At 67.9% G+C, this 25,066-nt stretch carries 20 protein-coding genes and 2 pseudogenes; 7 read left to right on the top strand and 15 right to left on the bottom strand.

The window, feature by feature from the left end; all coding sequences use genetic code 11:
* Positions 1–5: 5 nt before the first annotated feature.
* From recA to dapA, 9 genes are all read right to left on the bottom strand, one after another.
* Entirely contained in the window at positions 6–1,043 is a 1,038-nt protein-coding gene (gene recA / locus Q1K09_RS05760; RefSeq protein ID WP_300343937.1) for a recombinase RecA, read from the bottom strand.
* Between the two features lie 292 nt (positions 1,044–1,335).
* The gene (locus tag Q1K09_RS05755; protein WP_300343935.1) at positions 1,336–1,554 is read right to left on the bottom strand and encodes a DUF3046 domain-containing protein; all 219 of its coding nucleotides are present in this window, start codon (positions 1,552–1,554) and stop codon (positions 1,336–1,338) included.
* 5 nt (positions 1,555–1,559) lie between these two features.
* Positions 1,560–2,066, bottom strand: a complete 507-nt coding sequence (locus tag Q1K09_RS05750; protein ID WP_300343934.1) for a MarR family transcriptional regulator — start codon at positions 2,064–2,066, stop codon at positions 1,560–1,562.
* Positions 2,067–2,129: 63 nt separating this feature from the next.
* Complete coding sequence (locus tag Q1K09_RS05745) at positions 2,130–2,561, bottom strand: helix-turn-helix transcriptional regulator (RefSeq protein ID WP_300343933.1); 432 nt, start codon at positions 2,559–2,561, stop codon at positions 2,130–2,132.
* Positions 2,562–2,835: 274 nt separating this feature from the next.
* Positions 2,836–3,456, bottom strand: coding sequence for a CinA family protein (locus Q1K09_RS05740; protein ID WP_300343931.1), 621 nt, complete (start codon positions 3,454–3,456; stop codon positions 2,836–2,838).
* On the bottom strand, positions 3,446–4,078 hold the full coding sequence (pgsA, locus tag Q1K09_RS05735) for a CDP-diacylglycerol--glycerol-3-phosphate 3-phosphatidyltransferase (RefSeq protein WP_300343930.1): 633 nt from the start codon (positions 4,076–4,078) through the stop codon (positions 3,446–3,448). Before pgsA ends, Q1K09_RS05740 begins: the two co-directional genes overlap by 11 nt.
* Before the next feature lie 136 nt (positions 4,079–4,214).
* A complete protein-coding gene (locus Q1K09_RS05730; protein ID WP_300343928.1) occupies positions 4,215–7,328 on the bottom strand; it encodes a DNA translocase FtsK 4TM domain-containing protein in 3,114 nt (1,037 codons plus the stop codon).
* A gap of 1,102 nt (positions 7,329–8,430) precedes the next feature.
* Positions 8,431–10,113: a ribonuclease J gene (locus tag Q1K09_RS05725; RefSeq protein WP_300343926.1), complete on the bottom strand. Its 1,683-nt coding sequence runs from the start codon at positions 10,111–10,113 to the stop codon at positions 8,431–8,433.
* Positions 10,114–10,130: 17 nt separating this feature from the next.
* The gene (gene dapA, locus Q1K09_RS05720; protein ID WP_300343925.1) at positions 10,131–11,093 is read right to left on the bottom strand and encodes a 4-hydroxy-tetrahydrodipicolinate synthase; all 963 of its coding nucleotides are present in this window, start codon (positions 11,091–11,093) and stop codon (positions 10,131–10,133) included.
* 19 nt (positions 11,094–11,112) lie between these two features.
* Between dapA and Q1K09_RS05715 the strand changes: the two genes are divergently transcribed.
* The 4 genes from Q1K09_RS05715 to Q1K09_RS05700 all read left to right on the top strand — a co-directional run bounded on the left by Q1K09_RS05715 (position 11,113) and on the right by Q1K09_RS05700 (position 15,298).
* Positions 11,113–12,366 (top strand): heparan-alpha-glucosaminide N-acetyltransferase domain-containing protein, encoded by a 1,254-nt coding sequence (locus Q1K09_RS05715; protein ID WP_300343924.1) that lies wholly within the window; start codon positions 11,113–11,115, stop codon positions 12,364–12,366.
* A 69-nt stretch (positions 12,367–12,435) separates the two neighbouring features.
* On the top strand, positions 12,436–13,194 hold the full coding sequence (gene dapB, locus Q1K09_RS05710) for a 4-hydroxy-tetrahydrodipicolinate reductase (RefSeq protein WP_300343923.1): 759 nt from the start codon (positions 12,436–12,438) through the stop codon (positions 13,192–13,194).
* A gap of 151 nt (positions 13,195–13,345) precedes the next feature.
* A complete protein-coding gene (locus Q1K09_RS05705; protein WP_300343921.1) occupies positions 13,346–13,798 on the top strand; it encodes a hypothetical protein in 453 nt (150 codons plus the stop codon).
* Between the two features lie 192 nt (positions 13,799–13,990).
* Complete coding sequence (locus Q1K09_RS05700) at positions 13,991–15,298, top strand: hypothetical protein (protein WP_300343920.1); 1,308 nt, start codon at positions 13,991–13,993, stop codon at positions 15,296–15,298.
* 29 nt (positions 15,299–15,327) lie between these two features.
* On the opposite strand, the gene Q1K09_RS05695 is transcribed toward Q1K09_RS05700, so the two are convergent.
* Positions 15,328–15,876 (bottom strand): MogA/MoaB family molybdenum cofactor biosynthesis protein, encoded by a 549-nt coding sequence (locus Q1K09_RS05695; protein WP_300343919.1) that lies wholly within the window; start codon positions 15,874–15,876, stop codon positions 15,328–15,330.
* Positions 15,877–16,029: 153 nt separating this feature from the next.
* On the bottom strand, positions 16,030–17,328 hold the full coding sequence (locus tag Q1K09_RS05690; protein ID WP_300343918.1) for a pitrilysin family protein: 1,299 nt from the start codon (positions 17,326–17,328) through the stop codon (positions 16,030–16,032).
* Between the two features lie 227 nt (positions 17,329–17,555).
* On the opposite strand from Q1K09_RS05690, the gene Q1K09_RS05685 reads away from it, so the two are divergent.
* Positions 17,556–18,662 (top strand): CDP-glycerol glycerophosphotransferase family protein, encoded by a 1,107-nt coding sequence (locus tag Q1K09_RS05685; RefSeq protein WP_300343917.1) that lies wholly within the window; start codon positions 17,556–17,558, stop codon positions 18,660–18,662.
* On the opposite strand, the gene Q1K09_RS05680 is transcribed toward Q1K09_RS05685, so the two are convergent.
* Both Q1K09_RS05680 and Q1K09_RS05675 read right to left on the bottom strand, forming a co-directional pair.
* Positions 18,656–20,374 carry a hypothetical protein gene (locus tag Q1K09_RS05680; protein WP_300343916.1) on the bottom strand — a complete coding sequence of 573 codons (1,719 nt, stop codon included), beginning with the start codon at positions 20,372–20,374 and terminating at the stop codon, positions 18,656–18,658. The two genes, Q1K09_RS05685 and Q1K09_RS05680, sit on opposite strands and share 7 nt — an antisense overlap.
* A gap of 85 nt (positions 20,375–20,459) precedes the next feature.
* The gene (locus Q1K09_RS05675) at positions 20,460–21,521 is read right to left on the bottom strand and encodes an LCP family protein (RefSeq protein ID WP_300343915.1); all 1,062 of its coding nucleotides are present in this window, start codon (positions 21,519–21,521) and stop codon (positions 20,460–20,462) included.
* A gap of 174 nt (positions 21,522–21,695) precedes the next feature.
* Between Q1K09_RS05675 and tagD (Q1K09_RS05670) the strand changes: the two are divergent.
* Positions 21,696–22,094: pseudogene (gene tagD / locus Q1K09_RS05670) on the top strand (glycerol-3-phosphate cytidylyltransferase); the annotation flags it as partial.
* A gap of 98 nt (positions 22,095–22,192) precedes the next feature.
* Positions 22,193–22,591: pseudogene (tagD, locus tag Q1K09_RS05665) on the top strand (glycerol-3-phosphate cytidylyltransferase); the annotation flags it as partial.
* Positions 22,592–22,832: 241 nt separating this feature from the next.
* Here the strand turns inward: tagD (Q1K09_RS05665) and Q1K09_RS05660 are convergent.
* A complete protein-coding gene (locus tag Q1K09_RS05660) occupies positions 22,833–24,629 on the bottom strand; it encodes a DUF1524 domain-containing protein (RefSeq protein ID WP_300343914.1) in 1,797 nt (598 codons plus the stop codon).
* A 178-nt stretch (positions 24,630–24,807) separates the two neighbouring features.
* Positions 24,808–25,066, bottom strand: a 259-nt coding sequence (locus Q1K09_RS05655; protein WP_300343913.1) for a hypothetical protein, incomplete at its 5' end; no start/stop codon positions are given.

Raw genomic sequence — 25,066 nt, 5'->3', positions numbered from 1 at the left:
CAGTCTCAGACCGCCTGCAGATTAGGTTCGCCGCCCTCACCCTCGGTCTTGATGATGCCGAGCTTCTCCTTGATGCGCAGCTCGATCTCATCGGCCAGATCCGGGTTGTCTTTGAGGAACTGGCGGGCCTTCTCCTTGCCCTGCCCCAGCTGGTCCCCGTCATAGGTGAACCACGCCCCGGACTTCTTGACCAGGCCGTTCTCCACCCCGACGTCGATCAGCCCACCCTCACGGGAGATGCCCTCGCCGTAGAGGATGTCGAACTCCGCCTGCTTGAACGGCGGCGCCATCTTGTTCTTCACGATCTTGGCCCGGGTCCGGTTGCCCACCGCGTTGGTGCCCTCCTTGAGGGTCTCGATGCGGCGGACATCCACACGCACGGAGGCATAGAACTTCAATGCCTTACCGCCGGAGGTGGTCTCCGGGGAGCCGAAGAAGACTCCGACCTTCTCACGCAGCTGGTTGATGAAGATCGCCGTGGTCTTGGTCTGCCCCAGCCGTCCGGTGATCTTCCGCAGCGCCTGGGACATCAGCCGGGCCTGCAGGCCCACGTGGGAGTCGCCCATCTCGCCTTCGATCTCGGCGCGCGGCACCAGGGCTGCCACCGAGTCGATGACCACTACGTCCAGCGAGCCGGAGGAGACCAGCATGTCCATGATCTCCAGGGCCTGCTCGCCGGTGTCCGGCTGGGAGACCAGCAGGGAATCGGTGTCCACGCCGAGCTTCTCGGCGTAGCTGGGGTCCAGGGCGTGCTCGGCGTCGATGAACGCGGCGATGCCGCCGTTGCGCTGAGCATTGGCGACCGCATGCAGCGCCACCGTGGTCTTACCGGAGGACTCCGGGCCGTAGATCTCCACCACGCGGCCCCGCGGGAAGCCTCCGATGCCCAGGGCAGCATCCAGCGCGATGGAGGAGGTCGGGATGGCCTCAATGGGGGCGCGGGTCTCGTCGCCCAGGCGCATCACCGAGCCCTTGCCGTACTGCTTGTCGATCTGGGCAAGGGCGGCCTCGAGGGCCTTTTCCCGGTCGGGGCTGATTGCCATGATTCACCTCATGTGGTCGTCGTTCTGGCCTGCTGTTCTGAGCCTAGGTCCAGCCTCTGACACTGCGGCTGTCACCGTCGAGTCTGTGGGCGGCTGGGCGTGTCCCGAACCTGGCATGTGCTCTGGGGAAGACTCTACGCCGGATCGAACACAGATTCGATCATCTTGGGGCGTGTCGCAGGGGCAAGGGCCAGATCGCCCAGGGGCCAGGATGTGTGCCAGGGGCCGGCGGGTGAGCGAACTGGGCAATGGGCTGTGCGGTTGCGAGACGCGCAGCTCAGCGCCTGCGGACTCACCGCTTGGGCGGGCGGTCCTTGCCCCAGCGGCGCTCCGGGGGCACCTCCTGCTGTTCGCAGATGGCCTCCCATACCTCGCGGGGGCGCACACCGCAGGCCAGGGCGTCGGCGGCGGTGAGCTGGAACCGGGTGATCACCAGCTGGTCGGCCAGTACGGGCGCGTAGCCGGGGCCGAACTCGTCTCTCATCAGCTGCCAGAACTGGGATTCGCGCATGAGGGTTAGGAGGTCTCCTGCTGAGCCGAGGGCGGCGGCGCGTTTCCAGCGCCGTGGACGGCGTCGTACTCCGCGTAGGTCTGGTTCAGCTTATGCAGCAGCCCGGAAAGGGTCACGATCTCCTCCTCGGTCCAGGGCTCGAGCATATGCAGATACCGCTCGGAGCGGTCCTTCTGCGCGGCCTCCAGCCGCTGCAGGCCCTCCTCAGTCAGGGAGATCACCAGGGCGCGCCCGTCGCCGGGGTCCGCCTTCTTGGTGATGAAGCCGCGCTCGGCCAGGGTGCTCAGCTGCCGCGAAAGGGTCGGTTTGCCGATGCCCAGATGCTTGGAGATCGTCGTCATCCGCTGGGGGCCTTCGCGCTGGAGGGTGAAGAGCACGGAGTAGGCTGCCGGCTCAATCTCCGGGTCGATGGTCTGCGCCAGCTGGATGGCGTTGTGGCGGCGCCGGACGAAGAGCCGGTAGAACTCGTGCTGCAGCTCCTCGACGTGGGCACGTCGGTCGGACGATGTCATGGCTGTCAGTCTATGCGCTGGGCCGCGGCAGGCCGCGCGGCGCGGTCCCGAACCCGGAGAGAGTCAGTAGGAGACGAGCTCGGTGGTGTCGATCTCTCCGGTGTCCATCTGCCCGGTGCCGAACTCACGCTGCAGCTCGGTGGGCACAGTGTCCGGAATATCGAAGCCTTCCGCGCTGGCGATGCGCTCGGCGACCTGGAAGAGCATGGCCGCCAGCGGAACGTTCAGTGCGGTGCAGATGCTGGCCAGCAGCTCGGAGGAGGCTTCCTTCTGGCCCCGTTCCACCTCAGAGAGGTAGCCCAACGAGACGCGGGCGTCGTGAGAAACATCACGCAGGGTCCGGCCTTCAGACTGGCGGATGCTGCGCAGCACATCACCGATCTCCTGGCGCAGGACCACGCCCTTGGACTCACGGGATTCAACACTTGGTGCTGCCGCGGTCTCAGTGTCCTTCCAACGGGTCACGCCGTTGACGGTGACTGGCTGTCGCACCATGAGGAACTCCTTCACAATGGCTGTTCTTACCAAAGGAACAACCCGGCAGGGGCTGGGTTTGTTCCCCGGTAGCCCCACTCTAACGGCATTCGCTCCCCCGGCACAGCAGCCGGGAGCAGGTCAGGGCAACACCCCAGGAGCCGTCCAGCTCCGCATCAGGATGACGACGGCGGCTGCGGGACAGGCGCCCTGCGGCGCCCGCGCGGGAAACGACGACGGCGGCTGCCACGCCGGTGGGTGCCACGGGCCACGGGCCCGGCGGGTGGGGCCCGGCCTAAGAGTCGGTGTCGAGTCCGGCGGGCTCGGTGAGCAGGAAGTCCTCCAGCAGCTTCAGGGCCGCTTCCACCGCGGCGGCGCGGATTCCGGCCCGGTCGCCGTCGAGGTCCAGCAGCAGCGATCCGGCCAGCCACTGTTCGGTGTGCACGTCCTTCTCACATGCAGCACAGCCCTCCGGCAGGGAGAGTCCCAGCCGTTCGGCCGCCTCCGTTCGGCAGGCCAGGCCCAGGTAGACCGTGCCCACGTCCTTCCCCTGGTGGGGCTCGGGCCCGGCCACGCCGGTGGTGGCGATCCCGATGTCAGTGCCGCAGCGCTCAGCTGTCCCGACCGCCATCGATGCCGCCACATCCGGGTCCACTGCCCCGTTGTCCTCCAGCAGCCGCTCGGAGACCTCCAGCACCTGGTACTTGACCTGGTTGCTGTAGGCGACCACTCCGCCCAGCAGCACCGCGGAGGCTCCGGGCACTTCAGCGATCCGTGAGGACAGCGCCCCGGCGGTCAGCGATTCGGCGGTGCCCAGGGTCAGCTCACGGTGGGCGCAGCGTTGGACCACATCCACCGGGTCGGTGTTCTGCTCCGCGGTGCGGGCTACCTGTTCTGCGTCTCCCTCAACGGCCATCGGCGGCTCTCCTGAGTTTCACGGCGTTGATGAGGTAGTCCACGCCGGTGACCAGGGTGACCACCAGCGCGGCGATCATGATCCAGAATCCCACGGCTGCCAGCCATTCGGCGATGACCACCAGCGGCAGCAGCATCAGCTGCAGGCCGGCCGACTGCAGCGCGGTCTTCAGCTTGCCGCCGCGGGAGGCCGGCATCACCTGGGTGCGCAGCATGGCCATGCGCAGCGCGGTGATCCCGAGCTCGCGCACCAGGATCAGCACTGTGACCCACCAGGGCAGCTCCGCCAGCAGGGAGAGCATCACCAGCGCGGCGCCGATGAGCAGCTTGTCGGCGATCGGGTCGGCGATCTTGCCGAAGTCGGTCACCAGCCCGCGGGAGCGGGCCAGGTCGCCGTCGATCTTGTCGGTGATCATCGCGACGAGGAACACTCCGGCCGCCGCCCAGCGCCAGGCTCCGTTGCCGGCCTCCAGCGGGGTCAGCGCTCCCTGGCGGGAGGGGTCAGCGTCGAGCACCAGCAGCAGCACGAAGACCGGCACCAGCGCAATGCGCAGCATGGTGAGCACATTGGCGATGTTCAGCAGCGGAACCGGCTTCTCAGGCGGGGTGGCGGGGGTGTTCATCAGGGTCAGACTCTACCTGAGCCGCCGGCGCCGGCGGACGGGGCGCGGCAGGGCGCACACCGCCGGCGCCGGCGGCCTCATCATCCGGAGAGCGCCGGGGCGCGGAGACCTCGTATGCCGCAGGCGGGTGGAAGGCTCAGCGTCCGGTGAGCTGCCAGGCGTCCTCGGAGCTGGTGGTGTCGTGACCGTCGTAGTACTCGCCGGCCTCCGGCAGTCCCCGGGTGCGCTCGGCCATATCCCGTGCGATCAAGTCGGCCCCGTAGTCCTCGGTGGGCTGCGGGTGCCCCGCGGCGGCGTCGTCGTACCCGGGTTCCGGTGCCCCCGGCTGGGAGGGAACCGACGACGTCGGCTGACCGGTGTCAGACCCCGGGGCTGCCTGCGGGTCGGGGTGTGATGAGGGCTGGCTCTGCGCCGGGGCACCTGGGGGCGCCTCGGCCACGGGCTGGACCTGGTCGTTCTCCTCGGTGACCACGGCCTCCTCATAGGGCTTGGGCGCGTCCTCCCCCTTGATGGTGGCCAGCACCTCGGGGAGCTCGTCCGGGGCGACCAGCACATCGCGGGCCTTGGAGCCTTCGGAGGGTCCGACCACGCCGCGGGACTCCATGAGGTCCATGAGCCGGCCGGCCTTGGCGAAGCCGACGCGCAGCTTGCGCTGCAGCATGGAGGTGGAGCCGAACTGAGTGGTGACCACCAGCTCGGTGGCCGCCAGCAGCAGCTCCAGGTCGTCTCCGATGTCCTCGTCGATCTGCTTCTTCTTCGGCTCCATGGCCGCCACTGCGTCCTCGCGGTACTGGGCCTGCAGCTGGGACTTCACGTGTGCGACGACGGCTTCGACCTCGGACTCGTTGACCCAGGCGCCCTGGACGCGCATCGGTTTGGCGCTGCCCATCGGCAGGAACAGCGCATCACCCTGGCCCAGCAGCTTCTCTGCGCCCACCGAGTCCAGCACCACGCGGGAGTCGGTGGCCGAGGAGGTGGCGAACGCCATGCGGGAGGGCACATTGGCCTTGATCAGGCCGGTGACCACGTTCACGCTGGGCCGCTGGGTGGCCAGCACCAGGTGGATGCCGGCGGCACGGGCCAGCTGGGTGATGCGGACGATCGAGTCCTCCACGTCCCGCGGGGCGACCATCATCAGGTCGGCCAGCTCGTCGACGATCACCAGCAGGTACGGGTAGGGCCGCAGCACCCGCTTGGAGTCCGGGGGCAGTTGGATCTTGCCGGCGCGCACGGCCTTGTTGAAGTCGTTGACGTGCTTGAATCCGAAGTGGGAGAGGTCGTCGTAGCGGTTGTCCATCTCCTTGACGACCCATTCGAGCGCTTCGGCGGCCTTCTTCGGCTCGGTGATGATGGGGGTCACCAGGTGCGGGATGCCCTCATAGGCGGTGAGCTCCACGCGCTTGGGGTCCACCATGACCATGCGCACCTCGTCCGGGGTGGCGCGCATGAGCACCGAGGTGATCATCGAGTTGATGAAGGCTGACTTGCCTGCGCCGGTGGCGCCGGCCACCAGCAGGTGGGGCATCTTGGCGAGGTTGGCGATGACGTAGCCGCCTTCGACGTCCTTGCCCACGCCCATCACCATGGGGTGGTCGGTCTTGCGCGCGGCGTTGGAGCGCAGCACATCGCCGAGTGCCACGACTTCCTTGTCCCGGTTGGGGATCTCGATGCCGATGGCGGACTTTCCGGGGATCGGCGAGAGGATGCGCACCTCATTGGAGGCCACCGCATAGGCGATGTTCTTCTCCAGGGAGGTGACCTTCTCCACCTTGGTTCCCGGGGCCAGCTCGATCTCGTACCGGGTGACTGTGGGGCCGCGGGAGAAGCCGGTGACTTCGGCGTCGACCTTGAATTGGCTGAACGTCTTGTCCAGCGCGGCGACGATCTCCGCGTTGGCGTCCGAGCTCTCCTTGGGCGGGGGGCCGGCGGGCAGCAGCGACTGTTCAGGCAGGGTGTAGGTGACGTCTCCGGAGAGCTCCAGCTGCTCGCTGCGCACCGGCAGATCGCTGGCCGGGGCCGGGGCCTCGGGCACCGTGGTGGGCTTCGGCGTGGACGCCTCGCTGCGGGAGCTGGTCTGGGAGCGTGCTTCCGCGCGGGACTGCGGGCCGGTGGCGGAGCTCTCCTGGTCCTCGATGCCGGCTGCGCGCTTGGCGGCGGCGATCTCCTTCTCCTGCTTGGTGGGACGCTTCTGGCCCGGCTTGGGGCGGGGCTCGTCCTGCCCGGGCTCGCTGAAGACTGGGGAGTCGTAGGCACCTTCGGCGGCGCGGGCGGCGTCGTCGTGGTTGAAGACCTCGGTCGGCGCGGTCTCGGCAGCCGGCTCATCAGCGCCGCCGCTGAGTCCTGCGGACTCGGAGATGCGGGCGAAGAAGCTGGGCCGCTGGGACTTCTCTGCGCCCTTGGCGCGCTTGGGCCGTGGGGCACGTGCGGCGGAGCCGGCGTCGTCGGTGTACTCAGCATCCGGCTGCTGAGCGGCTCCTCCGTGCGGGATCTCCCGGTGCTGCGGGGCGGGACGCTCTGCGGGTTCGCCGATGATGTAGTCCCGGGCCACGGTGATGCGTTCGGGGATGCGGCGGACCGGGGTGTCGGTGAGCACCAGCAGGCCGGCGGCCAGGGTCACTCCGAGGATGGCCCAGACCGGGTACTGGGTGACAAGGGAGGCCATGGGGACCACCACCAGGTAGCCGAGGATGCCTCCGGAGGTGAGCATGGATTCGAAGCCACCGGTCTCCCCGGCGTCGAAGATCTCGTTGATGGTCGGCATTCCCGCGGCCAGATGGGCCATTCCGGCGGCGGAGGCCAGCACGATGCTCAGGCCGATGGCGACGCGGCCGTTGGCTTCGTGCTCCTGCGGGGTGCGGAAGTAGCGGAAGGCGGTGATCAGCAGCACCAGCGGCAGGATCACCGAGGCCCAGCCGAAGGTGCCCGCGGTGGTGCGGTGGACCACGTCAGAGATCCAGTGGTCCCAGTTGCGCGCTCCCCACCAGTCGACCACGGCGGTGAGGCCGGCCAGCAGGAAGAAGACCAGGCCGGCGCCGTCGCGGCGGTCATCGGGGTGGATCTTCACCTGCCGGCCGAGGCTGCGGACAGCTCCGCCCACCGGGGTGGCCAGGGCGAGCCAGATTCCCCGGGCGGCAAGGAACAGCAGATTGCCGCGCTCCGGGGTGGAGCTCTTTTTCGACGTCGTCGCGCGGCCTTTGCCAGAAGTGCTCTTCTTGCTGGCCGACCGCGAGGGGGAAGTACGTGTCGCCATAGGTGCTAACTTAGCCGCCAGGACCGGCGTGTCGCCGCATCAACGCGCCCGCAGCCCGGTCTCAGCCGGTAGGTGGCTGTGGGCGCTGTGCCGGCGAGTCCGCCACCCCACCGGGATTCAACGTGTCAGAAGGGCCCAAACTCGGGTCTTTTGAGGACCAGTTTGGGCCCTTTCGACACGTAACGTCGGTGCGAGGTGGTTTCTGGGCACGGGCGCGCAGCGGCGGGCATCCCGCCTTTACGGGCGGGATCTGGGCGGCTGCCCCCAAAGACGCAGCTGCCATGGGCGCGAGCGGGTTCCGATGGATGAACGCTGGCCGCCCCGCACTGATGAAACGCACACCGTTCGACAGTCTGATTTTGACTTCGAGTTCCGGTTTCACGAATTGGCATTCACACTGCAGGGACTGTCAACGTGGTGCAGATAGCCGTGCGCGGAGGGCGAGTGTGCTCTAGGCGGGTGAGGCTGGCCTAGGCCGACGAAGTTCGCGCTGATGCGCATGCCAGATGGCCATAACCCCAAGCGCAAAGAAAGCACTATTCATCCACAGCGCGTCATTTGCCAGGTACCCCCCGGCCGCTGCAACGAGCGCAATCCAAGGAAGCCACGGAAGTGCTGCCCAATGCTGAACCGCAGCTACCAGGGCTAAGATGCCCGAGGCGAATAGTGCCATTATGGGAAACGCGGCAGTGTCATCTACCGGGATGCCTGTTATCGCGGCCAATCCGGTCACGACGAAAGCAAAGACGACCATCGGTGCCGCAGAGCGGGCTGATGATTTCATGACCGGCCCCCTTGCGCCGATACGAGACTCGCTTCATACCTAGCCATCCAACCTCAACATAGGCTTAGCGCCACCGAAACACTGCCTCGGTTTGTGCCAGAAAAGCGACACGGCTGTCGCTCCCCCGCGCGGCAATCGCCCTCCGCGGCCGACTAAGCCACCGGATAGTCCCTGCGTGACAAGGCACCAGGATTCAACGTGTCAGAAGGGCCCAAGCTCGGGTCTTTTGAGGACCAGTTTGGGCCCTTTCGACACGTAACGTCGGTGCGGAGCTGGTTTCTGGGCACCGGGCGCGCAGCGGCGGGCCGGCGGCGTTGTTCAGGTTTCGACGACGACGGGGACGATCATCGGCTTGCGCCGCAGCTTCCGGTTGACCCAGGAGCCGATGGTGCGCCGGACGATCTGCTGCAGCTGGTGAGTGGTGTGCTCCTTGTTGTCCTCGATCGCCTCGGTCAGCGCCTTGGCGATCTTGGGCTTGATGCTCTTGAAGACCTCGTCCTCCTCGGCCACGCCGCGGGCGTGGATGTCCGGACCGGAGATGATGGTGCCGGTCTGCCGGTTGACCACAGTGATCACCGAGATGAAGCCTTCCTCGCCCAGCACCCTGCGGTCCTTCAGCTCGGATTCGGTGATCTCGCCGACCGAGGAGCCGTCCACGTAGACGTAGCCGGCCTCGATCTGTCCGGTGATGCGGGCCTGGCCCTCGCGCATGTCCACCACGGAGCCGTCCTCGCACAGCAGCACCCGCTCCGGGTCCACACCGGTGGCCTCGGCCAGCTTGCCGTTGGCGATCAGGTGCCGGTGCTCACCGTGGACCGGCATAGCATTGCGCGGGGAGAGGATGTTGTAGCTGTAGAGCAGCTCGCCGGCGGAGGCGTGGCCGGAGACGTGCACCTTCGCGTTGTCCTTGTGGATCACATCGGCGCCGAGCTTCATCAGGCCGTTGATCACCCGGTAGACCGAGTTCTCGTTGCCCGGGATCAGCGAGGAGGCCAGGATGATGGTGTCGCCCTCGCCCACCTGGACCTGGTGGTCGCCGTTGGCCATCCGGGACAGTGCCGCCATCGGCTCCCCCTGGGACCCGGTGGACATCAGCACCACCTTGTGGTCGGGCAGCTGATCGATCTTCTTCACATCGATCAGGATGTTCTCCGGGATGGTCAGGTACCCGAGCTTCGCGGCGATGGACATGTTCCGCACCATTGAGCGCCCCACGAACGCCACCTTGCGCCCGTGGGCGGCGGCGGCGTCGAGCACCTGCTGCACGCGGTGCATATGGGAAGCGAAGGAGGCCACGATCACCCGGCGCTCGGCCCGGGAGATCACCTGGTCGATCACCGGCCCGATCTCCTTCTCCGGGGTGGTGAACCCGGGGATGTGGGCGTTGGTGGAGTCGGACATGTAGAGGTCCACGCCCTCCTCACCCAGGCGGGCGAAGTGGCGCAGATCGGTGATCCGTCCGTCCAGCGGCAGCTGGTCCATCTTGAAGTCGCCGGTGTGCAGCACGGTGCCGGCCGCAGTGCGGATGAACACGGCCAGTGAATCCGGGATGGAGTGGTTGACCGCGATGAACTCGCATTCGAAGGGACCGAAGTTCTCGACGTCGCCTTCGCGCACCGTGAGCGTGTAGGCGTTGATCCGGTGCTCGGCCAGCTTGGCCTCCACCAGGGCCAGGGTCAGCTTGGACCCGATGATCGGGATGTCTTCCTTCTTGCGCAGCAGATAGGGCACTGCGCCGATGTGGTCCTCGTGCCCGTGGGTGAGCACGACACCGACGATGTCGTCCAGGCGGTCTTCGATGTAGCTGAAGTCGGGCAGGATCAGATCAACGCCGGGCTGCTCCTCCTCGGGGAAGAGCACGCCGCAGTCGACGACGAGCAGTTTGCCGTCGATCTCAAAGACGGCCATATTCCGCCCGACCTCCCCGAGTCCGCCGAGGGGCACGATCCGCAGAGTGCCGTTCTTCAGCGCCGGTGGGGTGGTGAGCTTTTCGGGTGACACGTGGGTGAAGTTCCTTTCTAGAGTGTCCAGCCTGCCTCTCGCAGGTCGGTAAGGACGAGCTCCTGCTCGGCCTCATTGGCCTGCACCAGGGGCAGGCGAACGTCTGTGTTGATGGGGAATCCCATCCAGTTCAGCACCAGCTTGGAGGCCACGGCGCCCTGCACGCGGGTCATGATCGCGCGGATCACCGGGCCCAGCTCGCTGTGGGCGATGCGCGCCTCTTTCAGGTCATAGTTCAGCACGGCGTCGACCATCCGCCGGAACGTCGGTGCTGCCACATGTGAGGTGACCGAGACGACGCCGGCCGCCCCCATGGCCATCCATGCCAGCACGTTCTGGTCGTCGCCGGAGTAGATCTCCAGGTCAGTCTTGGTGAGCACCTCGGTGGTGGCGGTGATGTCATTCTTGGCATCCTTCAGGCTCATAATCCGCGGGTGCTCGGCGAGCTTCAGGATGGTTTCAGTGGCGATCGGGATGCCGGTGCGGCCGGGGATGTCATAGATCATCAGCGGCATATCAGCGGCCTCGGCCACAGCGGTGAAGTGCGCGTACACCCCGTCCTGCGAGGGCTTGTTGTAGTAGGGGGTGACCACCAGCTGCCCGTCGGCGCCGGCGCGCTCAGCCCGGGCCGCCATCTCCAGGTCATGACTGGTGTGGTTGGTGGAGGTGCCGGCGATGATCTTGGCCCTGTCCCCCACCGCGGACTTGGCCGCCCGCACCAGGTCGGCCTTCTCATAGTCCTCCAGGGTGGAGGTCTCACCGGTGGTGCCGGAGACCACCAGGGAGTCGTTGCCCTCATCCACCAGCTTGGCGGCGAGCGCTTCGAACGCCTTGAAGTCGACCCGGTCGTCCTTGGTGAAGGGGGTGACCATGGCCGTGATGAGGTGCCCGAAGTATGGATCGGTCTGATCCGGGTGCTTGACCTGGCCCTCGGCGAGGTAGGGATCGAACTCGTGGGCGGTCTCGTTCTGCTCGGCCATACCACGTAGCCTACCGTTTGTGAGTTCCCGCACCCATACTTCGTCCCGGTCCGCTGTGCGCGGCGGCCGCCTCTGGGGGGTCGACGCCGCCCGGGGCATCGCCCTGCTGGGCATGATGACTGTTCATGTGATCCCGAATGTGGATCCGCTCACCGGGCAGGCGACCTGGTCGGGCGAGGTGTTCGCAGGCCGCTCGGCCGCCCTGTTCGCGGTGCTGGCCGGCGTCGGACTGGCCCTGCTGACCGGCGGCACCGACCCCGACCGCCCGGCCGCCCGGGTCAGTTGGGACCGGAAGGTGATCGCGGTGCGGGCGCTGATCATTGCCGCTGCCGGCTTCGCGGTGGCGGAGCTGCCGACCGGGGTGGCGATCATCCTGGTGCACTACGGGGTGCTGTTCCTGCTGGCGCTGCCGTTCCTGCGACTGGGCTTCCGGTCGCTGGCCGCCCTGGCGGCGCTCTGGACGGCTGCCGCTCCGCCGGTCTACTGGTACCTGCAGAATGCGCTGCGCCCCGGCGAGCCCGGCGCCGGCACCATGGACCCGGCCGAACGGCTGTGGAGCTCCCCGGCCTTCGGCGACCTGGCCGACCCGTGGCTGCTGGGTTTGGACCTGGCGATCACCGGCTACTATCCGCTGCTGCTGTGGCCGGCGTATCTGTTCGCCGGGATGGCGATCGGCCGGTTGAATCTGCGCCGCACCCACACCGCCGTGGTGCTGCTGGCTACAGGGGGCACGACGGCGGCGGCCACCTGGGCTGCCGGGCGGCTGTGGCTGGAGCACTCGGCTGTGCATGCGCGGATGAGCGAGATCTCCGGATGGCCGGACACCCAGATCCGCGGGGAGCTGCTGACCGGGACCCACTATCTGCCGCTGGTCACCGAGCCGGGCTGGTTCCTGATGGGCACCCCGCATCAGGGTTCGACGGTGGATCTGGTGCACACCATCGGGGCGGCGGCCGCGGTGGTGGGTCTCTGTCTGCTGGCCGCGGGCTGGCTGCGGTGGCTGATCGCGCCGCTGGCCGGGGCCGGGTCGATGCCGCTGAGCCTGTACGTGGGACATCTGGTGGTGTTGGCGTTCTGGCGCGGCACCCGCGAGGACGGGACGCCGTGGCCAGCCCCGGAGGCCTTCCGCGCGCTGAGCCCGGAGACGATGGCGGTCGTCCTGGCCGCGGCCGCGCTACTGCTGGGGCTGGTGAAGGTGCTGCTGCGCCGTCGTGGTCCTCTGGAGGCGGTGACGTATGCGGCCGGCACTGCGGTGGCCGGCCCGCGGCCGTAGGACGCTGCACTTTGACCGTTCAACTCTGTGTGACCGGTCTGCGACCTCAGCGGCCGATAGGCTTGCCCCATGACTGATCAGATCCGTGTGGCCGTGCTGGGCGCCTCGGGCCGGATGGGCTCGGAGGCCGTCCAAGCGGTGGAGAATGCCGAGGATATGCAGCTGGTGGCCGCACTGGGCCGCGAGGACTCGTTGGAGCGCCTCATCGAGGCTGGCGCCACCCACGTGGTGGACCTGACAGTCCCGGATGCCACCGAGGGCAACGTGGCCTTCGCCGTGGAGCACGGCCTCCACGCTGTGGTGGGCACCACCGGGTGGGACGGCGAGCGCCTGCAGCGCCTGGAGGAGAGCCTGCACCTGCACCCCGAGGTCGGGGTGCTGATCGCGCCGAACTTCGCCCTGGGCTCCGTGCTGGCCACCGCTTTCGCGGCCAAGGCCGCGCAGTACTTCGAATCCGCCGAGATCGTGGAGCTGCACCATCCGAAGAAGGTGGATGCCCCCTCCGGCACAGCGGTGCGCACCGCCGAGCTGATGGGTGCCGCCCGCCGTGAGGCTGGGGTTGCCCCCTCCCCCGATGCCACCGAGACCCAGCTGGAGGGCGCCCGCGGCGCGGAGGTGGACGGGATCCACGTGCATTCGGTGCGGCTGCGCGGCCTGGTAGCCCACCAGGAGGTGCTGCTCGGTTCGGCCGGCGAGCAGCTCACCATCCGCCACGATTCCTTCGACCGCGCCAGCTTCATGCCCGGTGTGCTGCTGGGGCTGCGCACTGTCGCTTCCCGTCCGGGGCTGACCCACGGGCTGGACGGCTACCTGGACCTGGGCCTGTGAACGCACTCCGGCATCCCCAGATCACTCCCCCTCCCCATCGATTGGCGGATCTACTACCGCTATCGGAGGATTTTTGCCGATTTGGTGCAGTGAATCGGCCACTCGATGGGGTGAGGGCGCGCTTTTGGGCGGCTGACGCGGAGGAGGCGCGGTGAGCAGCAAGATCTGGACCTGGGTGATGATCGTGCTGGTGGCGATCGTGATGACCGGCGCGCTGGTCTCGGCCGTGCGGTTCCTGCGGGTCGACGACGGCGTCGCCCGGGCGCTGGGAGCCGGGACGCTGCTGCTGGTGTGCCTGGGCGCGTGGTTCATGTACCACGCCATCAGTTTCGGAATCCGCACTGAGCGACTCGGCCGTATCCTGGAGCAGGAGGGCGGACTGCCGGAGGACACGGTGGAGCGCTCCCCGGCCGGGCGTCCCAACCGCGAGCAGGCGGATGAGCAGTTCGCCCGGTACAAGGCTGAGGCCGAGGCCGCACCGGAGGACTGGCGCAGCTGGTACCGGCTCGCCTATGCCTACGACGTCGCCGGCGACCGCGCCCGCGCCCGGCAGACCATGAAGAAGGCCATCGACATGCACCGGGCCGCCGGCACAGAGTCCTAGCGCCAGCGCCGATCCCTCGCAGCGAGGTTGGGGACCGGGTGCCGAGAGCGCCGCCGCTGACCCTGGCCCAACGTCGCATGTGGTGTTGCGGCCCCGGGGCGGCGAGAGCGACGCCGCTCGTGGCGTTGCGGCCCCAGGGCGCCGCAGGGGTCGCCCCTGACTGTGGTCCGACCCCTCGCATAGGGTTGACGTGTGAGGACGGCGGCCTATCTCTGTGTCCACGGCATCGGGGTTCATGACTCCGGCGCGCTGGCCGAAGACGTGGCCGCCTGCATAACCACCGCGGCCGAGGAGCTGGGTGGCAGCGCAGAGCCGCTTCCCGCCGAGCCGGACGCCCCCGCCGAACTGGTGCACCGCGCGCAGATCAATCTCCCGCAGCGCGAGCCGTTCATCGCCGAGTTCTACGATGGATGGTGGACCCGCCGCGTGCGCCGCCCCCGCTTCTGGACGGTGCTGCTGTGGACTCTGCGCATCGCCCCGCTGACTCTGCTGAACACCGCCTCCCTGTGGTTCCGGGACCGGGTCTTCTCCCGGGGCCGGTCCTCCCGCGGCCTGCTCACCGCGCTGCTGCCGGCGGCGCTCTTCGCCCTCTTGGCCGCAGCCTCCGTGCTGCTGCTGCCGGTGCTGCTGGGGCTGACGGCGGCGATCCCGGCCCTGCGGAGCCGGGCCCAGACGGTGGTGGTGGATTTCATCGGCGATGCCTGGCTCTACCGGTCCGACGAGCTGGATCACAGCGTGCTGCCGCATCTGACCTCGCTGGCCCGCACTGCCCGCAGCCTCGCAGACACGGTGGTGCTGGTGGGCCATTCCCAGGGCGCGGAGCTCACCCGCCGCGCTGGTCTGCGGCTGACCCGCCACCACCCCGACGACGGCGGCTTCCGCTTTGTGTGGGTCGGCTCAGGGGAGAACCAGCTCAATACGGTCCGTGCGCTGGCCCGCACCCGGTATCTGCCGCTGGTGTTCTGGCCGTATCTGCTGGGCTGGCCGCTGCTGGTGCACGTGATGCTCAGCCCCGCCTCCCCGCTGTGGCCGGGGATGCAGCCGGCCGGCAGGTTGGGCGCTGCGGTGCTCGCGCTGGCGGTCTACTTCGTGGCCGGTGTCCTGATGACTCGGCTGATCAGCCGGCCCCCGCGGGATATGGGGCAGCTGCCCGGCGGGCTGAGCTGGTATGTGCAATCCATCCTGGATCCGGTCTCCTACGGCAGTGCCGCGGTCCGTGGGCCGGCTCACCGGCCGGAGGCGGTGGCGGTGCGCTATGTCCCCCGGCACGCGGGGCGGCCGTGGTGGATGGAGCACGTCACTTACTTCGAGAAGCCGGAGACCGGTCACACGCTGCTGGAGGCCGGGCTGGAGGTCCCTGAGCCGCTGGCCCCGGAGCTGCCTCCCCAGGTGCCGGTCTGGGTGCTGGCGCTGTGCGCTGCGGCCGTGGCCGCGCTGCTGGGACTGGGCTGGCTGGTGGGCGACTGGCAGTGGCAGCTGCTGGATCCGCTGGGCGCCTAATCTGCTCTGCACCCAGGTATGTTCCGCGCCTAAGCCTGCTCTCCGGGCGATCCCCACTGGTCTGCGGCCCGGATATCGGCCACCTGGTCGCACAGTGCCGGCAGCAGCCCGGTGATGACCTCCATCCCCTGCCGCACCGCGTGGGGCGATCCCGGAAGGTTGATGATCACGGTGCCTTCGGTGACGCCGGCCACTCCGCGGTTCAGCGCGGCCAGCGGATTGGTGGCCCGCGCGTGGGTGCGCACGGCCTCCACCACTCCGGGCATCTCCTTGTCCAACAGCGGCTTGGTGTATTCCGGGGTCAGGTCGTCGGAGGTCAGGCCTGTCCCGCCGGAGGTGATGATCACCGCCGGGGCCACCTGCACCAGCAGTTCGGACAGCGCAGCCAGCACGCCCTCGCCGTCGGGAATGATCACCGGCGGTCGGCAGACGAACCCGATGGTCTCGGCGAATTCGGCGATCACGGGGGCCGAGAGGTCCTCTCGCTGCCCGGTGGCCGCCCGCGTGGAGACGATCACCGGCGCGATCACTCGCGCCTCGGGGTCGTACTCGGGCTGGACCTCAGATGCCTGTGCCATAGGGTCCACATTACGCCCCGGGCGCGGGTACGGGCAGTCCCGCCGGGCAGGTCCACCGCCCAACGGGCACTCCCAGCGGGCAGGTTCACCGCCCAACGGGCCGGCGGGCGCCCGGCCGGGCAGTCCCAGCGGGCAGACCCGCCCCGGCAGGTATCAGGGCGCGACGACAGTCACGGCGCGTTCGCTCCCGGCCAGCCGGGCGGCCACCCGCTGAATGTCCTCGGCGCTGACCTGCTCCACCTGACGCAGCGTGTCGGAGATGTCCACAAACTCTCCGCGCACCAGCTCGGCCCGGCCCAGCCGGCTCATTCGGGATGAGGTCTCCTCCATCCCCAGCACGGTGCCGCCGCGCATCTGGCCTTTGGCACGCTCCAGCTCCTCAGCGCTGACCGGCTCGGAGGCCACCCGCTCCAGCTCGCCCTGCATCACGGCGGTGACCTCCTCCACCTTCTGCGGCAGACACCCGGCGTAGAGCCCGTAGTAGCCGGCGTCGGTGAAGGATGCGGAGAAGGAGAAGGTGGAGTAGGCCAGGCCGCGGCGTTCGCGGATCTCCTGGAACAGCCGGGAGCTCATTCCCCCGCCGAGGATCGAGTGCAGCAGGCTGAGGGCGAACCGGTCCTCGTCTCCGGCGCGGAATCCCCGGCCGCCGATGATCACCTGGGCCTGCTCCACCGGCTTGCTGATCCGCTCGGTGCCGGCCCGCACCGGAATATCGGCCGCCTGCCGGGTGTGCACCTGAGCCGGCGATGCAGGGCTGGAGATGTCCCAGCTGGAGGCCTCCAGCGCCTCGGTGACCAGCTGGCACAGCTGGTCATGGTCGAGCCCTCCGGCAGCGGTGATCACCAGCTCCTCCGGGCGGTACCAGCGCTGATAGTGGTCCCAGACGTCGTCGCGGTCTGCCGCGCGGATCGCCTCCGGCGTGCCACCGATGGGTCGGCCCAGCGGGTGCCCGTCCAGCACCTGCGCGGCGAAGCGCTCCTGCACCACGTCAGTGGGGTCATCCTCAGCCATGGCGAGCTCCTCCAGGATCACCCCGCGTTCGACCTCCATCTCTTCGGGGTCGATGACGGCTGAGGTGACCATATCGGTGAGCACGTCCACCGCCATCGGCAGGTCTGTGTCCAACACCCGGGCGTAGTAGCAGGTGGATTCCTTGCCGGTCATGGCATTGGACTCCCCGCCGACGGCGTCGAAGGCTGCGGCGATGTCCATGGCGGAGCGCCGCTGGGTGCCTTTGAACAGCAGGTGCTCCAAGAAGTGGGTGGAGCCGTACTGGTGGTCGGCCTCGTGGCGGGATCCGACGGCGATCCAGTACCCGATGGCGGCTGAGCGGACTCCGGGCATCTGCTCGGTGAGCACGCGGACTCCGCAGGGAAGCACTGTGCGCCGGACGGTGGAGCCGGCGTCGGCGTTGAGCACTCCTTCGGTCTCTGGGGTGATGGTGACACGCATAGCTTTCCACGGTACTCGATGGCGTCCACGGCGACGGCGCGGCGCCGGTCCTGGTTTCGCGCTCAGGGTGAGTTAGGGTGTCCTTGGTAACGCGGCAACGCGCGCAGGGGGATGACTCGGCTTTCTGCGTGCCTGAGTGAGGGAAGGATCTGGGGCACCTGAATCGACGATTCGTTCCTCACGCACTGGGCTTCCTCATCGGAGGGGCCCGGGCGATCTATGCAGTGATGAAGCTGCTGCCGGCCCAGCGCAAGGTGGTGCTCATCACCCGGGAGCCGCGTCAGATCAGTGTGGACTTCGCGCTGCTGAAGGATGCGATCCGCCGTCGGCATCCTGATCACCGGATCGTGGTGATCAAGCACAAGAAGCTCTCCCCCTCCTATATCCCCAAGGCGTTCCGGGAGATGTTCCACCTGGCCACCTGCGCCGGCTGCCTGGTGGACGGCTACATCATTCCGGTGAGCATCCTCAACCACCGCCAGGATCTGCGCATCGGCCAGATCTGGCATGCCCTGGGGGCGATCAAGAAGTTCGGCCATCTGGCCTCCGGCACCCGGGAGGGCCCGCATCCGCGGGTGGCGGCAACTATGCGGATGCACCAGAACTACACCTTCGTCTGCGCATCCGGTGAGGTGCCGGCCTCGATCTACACCGCGGCCTTCGGCATTCCGGCGGAGAAGGTGTGGCCGCTGGGTATGCCGCGGATCGACTACCTGCTGGACGAAGAGAAGATGGCGGCCCGGCGGGCGAAGGTGCTGCGGCGGTATCCGCAGCTGGCTCAGGCTCGTGAGGCCGGCGGGCGCACAGTGCTATACATCCCGACCTTCCGGCGCGGCAAGCAGATTCCCTACACCCAGGTGGCTGCGGCGTTCTCTGATGAGAGCAGCACGCTGGTGCTGCTGCCGCACCCGATCGACAAGTCTCCCCTGCCCGAGGGCGGCCGCACCATCATCGGCACTGACTTCGGCGTGCTGGACTGGCTGGCGGTGGCCGATGTGGTGATCACCGACTACTCAGCGGTGACCTATGAGGCCGCCCTGCGCGATATTCCGCTGGTGTTCTGGCCCTATGACATGGACGAGTACATCGAGGCCCGGGGCCTGGCGGTGGACTATGAGGCCGAGGTGCCCGGCCCGATTGTCAGCTCAGCCACCGAGGCGGTGGAGACCGCCCTGAGCATCGGCACCCCGGACTACCGGGATTTCCGCTCCAAGCATCTGAACTTCGTCACCAACGACGACGGCTCGCTGCCGGAGAGCCCCACGCAGTGCGCAGACCGGATTGTTGAAGCACTGCAGCTTCCCAGCCAGCTTCCTTCTGGCCCAGCTCAGTAGTTCAGCGAGTAGTGGCCGGTCTCGGAGAGCTCGAATCCGCTGCCGTCGACGCTGTTGTAGCAGCTGATCCGGTTGGAGGTGTTCAGGCAGACCAGGAAGCCATCAGTGGCGCTGCTCTCTTCAGCCAAAGCCTCCCGGTCGGCCTCTTCCACCGGGTTGTCGCAGTCGACCTCCGCGCCGCCGCCGTCGACCTGCATGCGGTAGGTGGTGCCGTCCTCGCAGCCCTCCGGCGCGGCGTAGTTGTGGTCGTAGACCGTGCAGCGCAGCCCGTCGTCGAACTCGCACTGGATATTGCCGTCATGGATCTCGAAGCTGCTCATCTGCTCCGCATCCCCGGCGGGCATATACCGGTTGACCCAGTCGGTGCCCACTGCGGTCAGCGCCTCAGCGCCGTTCTCCGGCGCCTGGTCACCGCTGCGCGCGGCCTCGAAAACGCCCGCGGCGTGGGTGGCTGAGCATTCGGACTGCAGGGAGCTGAAGGTCTCCTCCAGCAGGTCGGCGTCGTCACCGCCGGGGAAATCCTCGGCCGCGGCCCCGGCGGCGATGAACTCGGCCACCGTGCCGGCATCTTCTGAGGTTTCGCAGGTGGTGGCATCAGGCAGCTCGGCGACGGCGGCCCGTGCTTCGGCCAGCGCCTCCTCGTCCACGCTGTCCTCTTCGGCCGGCTCTTCTTCCTCGGTGGGTTCCTCCTGAGCAGGTTCGGTCTCCTGCTCTGTCGGCTCCTGGGTGGGGCTGGTGGTGGGTTCGGCCACCGGCGGGGTCTCGTCCTCTCCGCCGAGCAGCGAGATCAGCAGGACCATGACCAGGCCGATGCCGACCACTGCGGCGATGGCCGCGCCCACCAGCAGCAGAGATGCCCGCTGCTGCTCCTTCTGCTCGTCCTCTTCGGGCCGGGCCGCCGCGGCGGCCCCGGCGGGGGCTGTGCCTTCGGGCGTTCCGTAGGGTTCGCTCTCTGGGTATGCGTCTTCGCCGTCGCTGCTGGCCGGGGCGGCGTCGGCGGGCTCGCCGTAGACTGCCGGGTCGGCGGCGGGGCTGAGCACCGCGGGGTCGGGCTCGTCCTGCGGCTCCGGTTCGGCTGCCTCATGCTCGCTGGCCGGAGTGGCGTCCTCCGGCCGTGCATGCGTTGCTTGATGTTCGTCAGTGGGAGTTGGGTCCTCCGGGCCGTGGTCCGCGGAGGGACCGGCCGCGTGGGCCGGGGAAGCGTGGGCCTGGGCATCGTGAGCCGGGGCCTCGTCCTCCGAGATCCCGTACTCGTCGGGCCCGTAGTGGGGCGGCTGGGCCGCGTACTCGTCGGCCGCGTAGTCCTGGGCCGCGTAGTCCTGGGCGGCGTCGTGCTGGGCGGCATCGTCCTGAACGCTGTAGTCCTGGTCGCTGTAGCCGGGCTCGGACTCCTGGTAGTAGTCCTCGTAGCCCTCGTCCTGGTAGGCGGGGATGCCCTGGGTATAGGTGTCATACATGCCGGCCAGCGGATTGGTGGCGGCAGCAGCCGAGGAGACGTCGCGGCCGCGGTGGCGCATGGCGATGGCCGCATCAATGGCAGGATCCCCCAGCTGGCCCAGTGCGTCGACCAGCTCCTGATAGGTGCCGGGATTCGCCGCGATAGTGGGGCGCAGCTCCGGATGGTTCTCTGCGATCCAGTGCAGTACGTCCCAGTCGGTGCGCGGGTTGGCGGCCAGAGCCTCCAGCTCCGCTGCGTCGTCATTCTCGGTCATGATTGTCCAGCATATGTTGAGCCTCGGACGCATGCCGAATCTCAGCTGGACGCCGCAGCCGGCGGCTCAGCACCGCAGCGGCAGGTCAGTGCTGGGCGGCGTACTCCTCGAAAGTGCCTTCGCGCATGGCTTGCCCGGCGGCGGCGAAGGCATCGTAGTCAGGCACCACGATGGACTGCGACCCTGCCGAGCCCAGCCCCAGATTATTGATGGTGAACATGTCGATGTCGCTGCCACGCACATCTCGCATGGACCAGCCGAGCTCAGCCACATAGTCCGCGTCTGCCAGCTGGGAGTCCACCGCCATATGCGGGGCGAAGCTGGAGACCATATTGTGCACAGTGGCCGGGTTGCCCAGGGTGGAAGGCGTCAGCACGCTGCTGAGCACCCCGCGCATGAAGGCCTGCTGATTGGCAACCCTCTGATAATCGCCGCCGTCAAAGGCGCGGCGCTCACGTACAAAGCTCATGGACTCGCGGGGGTTCAGGTGCTGCGGTCCGCCGTGGAAGCTGTAGCCATCCCGGGAGGTGAACGGCACCGGCACATCTACGGTCACCCCGCCCATAGCTCCGACCAGGTTCTGGAACCCGATCATGTCCACGGCGGCCACGTGGTCGATCCGCACACCGGTGAGCTGCTCCAGGGTGGCCACAGTGGCGGCCGATCCGCCCAGGCTCAACGAGGCATTGATCTTCGCCTCCCCATGTCCGGGGATCGGCACCCAGGTGTCGCGCATGATGGACATCAGCTGCACCGAATCCCGCTCATGCGGGATGTGCATCCACATGATGGTGTCAGCGCGCCCGGCGTTGGGCAGCCAGGGCACATTCTCGAACTCACCGGATCCGCCTCCGGAGTCGGAGCCGATGAGCAGAATGTTCAGCTGCTCGTCCTCCGCCTCCTCGCCGTCCTCGGTGGTGCGGGTGGGCCGTTCGGGACGCTCCGCCTCCTCCGGGAAGGTCTCAGCCTCCGGGATGACATTGACCGCCTCCTGGTAGGTCCCGCGCAGGGAGTTCAGGTACAGCACCGCTGCGGTGACGCCCACCAGCATCAGCACCACCGCAGAGGAGAGCACAATCAGGGCCACACGGCGGCCGCGGCGGGGACGTTCCGCAGTGTGTTCTTCGGCAAAGTGAGTCTCAGACACGCATTCCAGAGTAAGCTAAGGTGCTGACACCTGGCGAGAACCGGTCCGGCCAGCCTGAACCTGAGCTTGAAACATGCTCTTCTCTTTGCATTGTTATCATGCGAAAACAGTGAATGACCGCATCCGGAACGACAAGCGATACTCTCCCGCCTGAAGGGGAAGGCTGCACGACCGATGAAGAGGGTCCTGACATACGGAACCTTTGACCTGCTGCACTGGGGACATATCCGTCTCCTGAAGCGGGCCAAGGCGCTGGGCGACTATCTGATCGTCGCGGCCAGCACCGATGAGTTCGTTCAGTTCGGCAAGGGCAATCGCCGCCCGTATCACGATCACGAGACCCGCTGCGACATGCTCGAGGCGGTCCGCTACGTGGATCTGGTGATACCGGAGGCCAGCTGGGACCAGAAGCTGGCCGATATCAACCGCTACCACGTGGACACTGTGGTGATGGGCTCCGATTGGGAAGGCTCCCCGCGGTTCGAGTACCTGCGCGACTACTGCGAGGTGGTCTACCTGCCGCGGACCGACGGCGTCTCCACCAGCCAGATCCGACGCGATCTGCTGGCCGAAGCCGTGACGCTGACCACCGGCTCCGAGCATGAGCCACCGCCTGTGACCAGCCAGCTGACGCAGCTGCGTCGCTCCGCATAGGACCGCCGACCCACCTGATGAAACGGATCCTCACCTACGGCACCTTCGACCTGCTGCACTGGGGACATATCCGGCTGCTCAAGCGCGCCAAGGCACTGGGCGACTACCTAGTGGTGGGGCTGAGCACCGACGAGTTCAACGAGGCCAAGCCCGGCAAGCAGCCCAGCTACCACCCGTATCCGGTGCGGAAGATGATGCTGGAGTCCATCCGCTATGTGGACCTGGTGATCCCGGAGACCTCCTGGGAGCAGAAGCGGCTGGATGTGGCCGAGCATGAGATCGACGTAGTGGTGATGGGCTCCGACTGGGAGGGCTCCCCACGGTTCGAGTACCTGCGTGAGCACTGCGAAGTGATCTACCTGCCGCGCACCGAAGGGACCTCCACCAGCCAGATCCGCCGCGACCTGCTGTTTGAGGCGATCGAATACAAGCGTCAGGACGAGCAGCGCGCCCAGCCGGAGACCCCCGGCAGGCACAACCCGGTGCCCAGCACTGCACGCCTGCGAGCGCTCAGCAGCGAGCCGGAGAGCCGCTTCCCTCCCTCGCCGGGCCGCGAACGCGGCTGAGCGGCATCACGGACCGGGCTGCGCGGCACCGCGAACGCCGCTGAGCCGGCCCCTGGCGCGCCGGCCTCTGCGCGCCGGTGCCTGCCGGGCCTCAGTAGGGCGGCAGGCTGGGCCAGTCGAATCCTGCCCGCCGAGTCTCCTGGACGGCCTCGCCGTCGGTCTGCTCCACCAGGCAGCGGTAGAGCGTCTCGCGCAGCTGGCGCACATCGGAGGAGTACAGGGAGATGCTGTGCCGGGCGGCGGTGTGCACCCACGCGGCGGCGTAGCGGCAGTGGAAGCCCTCATGCGGGGGCATCCAGTCCCGCGGCGCCTGGGAGCCCTTCTCCTGCTGGGATTCCTCAGTAGTGGCCAGCAGGTTCCTTCGGTCGTTGTAGTAGGCCCGGCGCTGGTCGGCGTCGCGGGTCTGGATCTCAATCCAGGCGTGCTCTTCGGGAAGTATGTGGTCGACGGCGGCTGAGGCGCCCTGCAGCTGCTCCTGCTCACTGGTGTAGGGGTCGTAGAACGTCCCGGAGAGCACTGCAGTGCCGGCGGAGTTGAGCTCGACGTCGTTCAGGTCCCGCTTCAGCACCCGGTTGCGGGTATTGAGCTCCTGCTTCCCGCGCACCTGCCAGTACCCGAAGACTCCGCGCGCATTGCCGTCCATGGGGCGAATGTGGAAGAAGTGCTCGTCCTCCTCGGCCTTCTCCTCCAGCTCTTCGCGCAGCTCGCGCCCCTCCTTCCCGGAGCAGACCGTGTTCTCCGGGGAGATGGCGCGGGCATAGGTCAGGGTGGGTCCGCCCTGTGGGTCGGTGGTGGTGTAGGTCTGCAGGTCGCAGTCCTCCCCGGATTCCCGCTCCACGCTGCGGGTCCGCACTGTCCGCTCCAGGTTCCAGATGGCGTCCAGAAGATCACGGCCGCTGGTCTCGGTCCGCGGTCCCACCCCGGCGACGTCCTCGGTGGAGTCCGGGTCGCTCTGCGGCGGAAGGGACTGCCAGTCAAGGTCATCGCTGCGCTGATCTGGGTCCAGTGTGCCGTCGTCGCCCAGCTCCTCCTCCAGGCAGCTGTAGAGCTGCTCACGCAAATGGTCGATATCGGAGCCGTAGAGGGAGATGCGGTGCTTATTGGCGATATGCGTCCAGGTCATCGCGTAGGCGCACCAGGACTCCTCATTCTCCGGCATCCATTCCGAGGGCGGGTGGCCGGACTTCTCCCGGTTGGTCGGCCCCATTGTGCTGGTGAGGTTCATCGGGTCGTTGTAGTAGGCCACGCGGTCCTCCCGGCTGCGCTCCTGCATCTCCGGCCAGGTGTGGCCCACCGGGATCATGTGTTCGCCGTGGGTCTCGGTGGTGGCGATGTTGACGTGCTCACCGTTGTAGTGGTCGTAATAGGTCCCGGAGACGCTGAAGGTCGAGCTTCCGGTGTCCCGGGCATGGATCTCGGTGCGGGAGGTCACCCCGTTGCCGGTCACATCGGCCCAGGTGCCGAAGTAGGGCTCGCGCTGGGCGGTGTTCTCATACGGGACGCCGTGGTAGAAGTGTTCGTCCTCGTCTTCGCGCTCGTCGAAGGCCTCGCGCAGCTCGTCACCTTCTGAACCGTGGCACCAGGTGCCGTCCTCGCTGACCACGTGCGCGTAGGTGCGTGTGGGCTCCAGCCCCAGCGGGTGGGAGACCTCGTAGGTCTTGGTATCGCAGTCCTCGTGGCTTTCGCGTTCGTAGGTGCGCACATAGGTGGTGGTCTCCAGGTTCCACAGCGCGTCGGCGTAGTCCTGGGCGGAGTAGTCCTGAAAGGGGTTGGGCACCTCTGCCGGTGAGGAGTAGGCGTGCGCGGGAGCCGCCGAGGGGGCGAGCAGTGCTGCGGTCAGGCCGGCAGCTGTCAGGGTGGAGAAAGCACGACGACGGCGCACGCCCATTGACCACTCTCCTCTACGTCTCGGCGCGGGGCTTCGGCACGGCCGAGGACAGTGTAGGGCTCGTTTCCTGGTGGGGCGTTCAGGATCCGTTGGTGCTGGACGGGTCACGCACTTGGGACCGCGGAGCGGCCTCCCGGTCGCCTGCCTCCGGATCCACGCGGTTCCGAGGGAGGCGAGCTCAGAGGGCGGCGAGGACCTCGGGTGAGAGGTTGTACATCCGCAGTTTGGCCCAGGCGCGGATCTGGCCATCGCTCATGCTGCGGATGATCTCCGCCTCCGCCTGCGGGCCGCCCTCAATCTGGGTGCCGCCGGCCGGCAGCGAGCTGGAGAGCGGGCCCCCGTGCAGGGGCACATCCACCACGCTGAGCGCTGCCGCGGTCAGTGAGATCACCTGGGACCGGTCGATCAGGCCCAGCCCCTCCAGCAGCGCCTTGGTT

Source organism: Nesterenkonia sp. (assembly GCF_029265375.1).
Classification (GTDB): Bacteria; Actinomycetota; Actinomycetes; order Actinomycetales; family Micrococcaceae; genus Nesterenkonia.
Note: the sequence above shows the minus strand (reverse complement) of the source record. Positions and strands in the feature narration are given on the sequence as shown.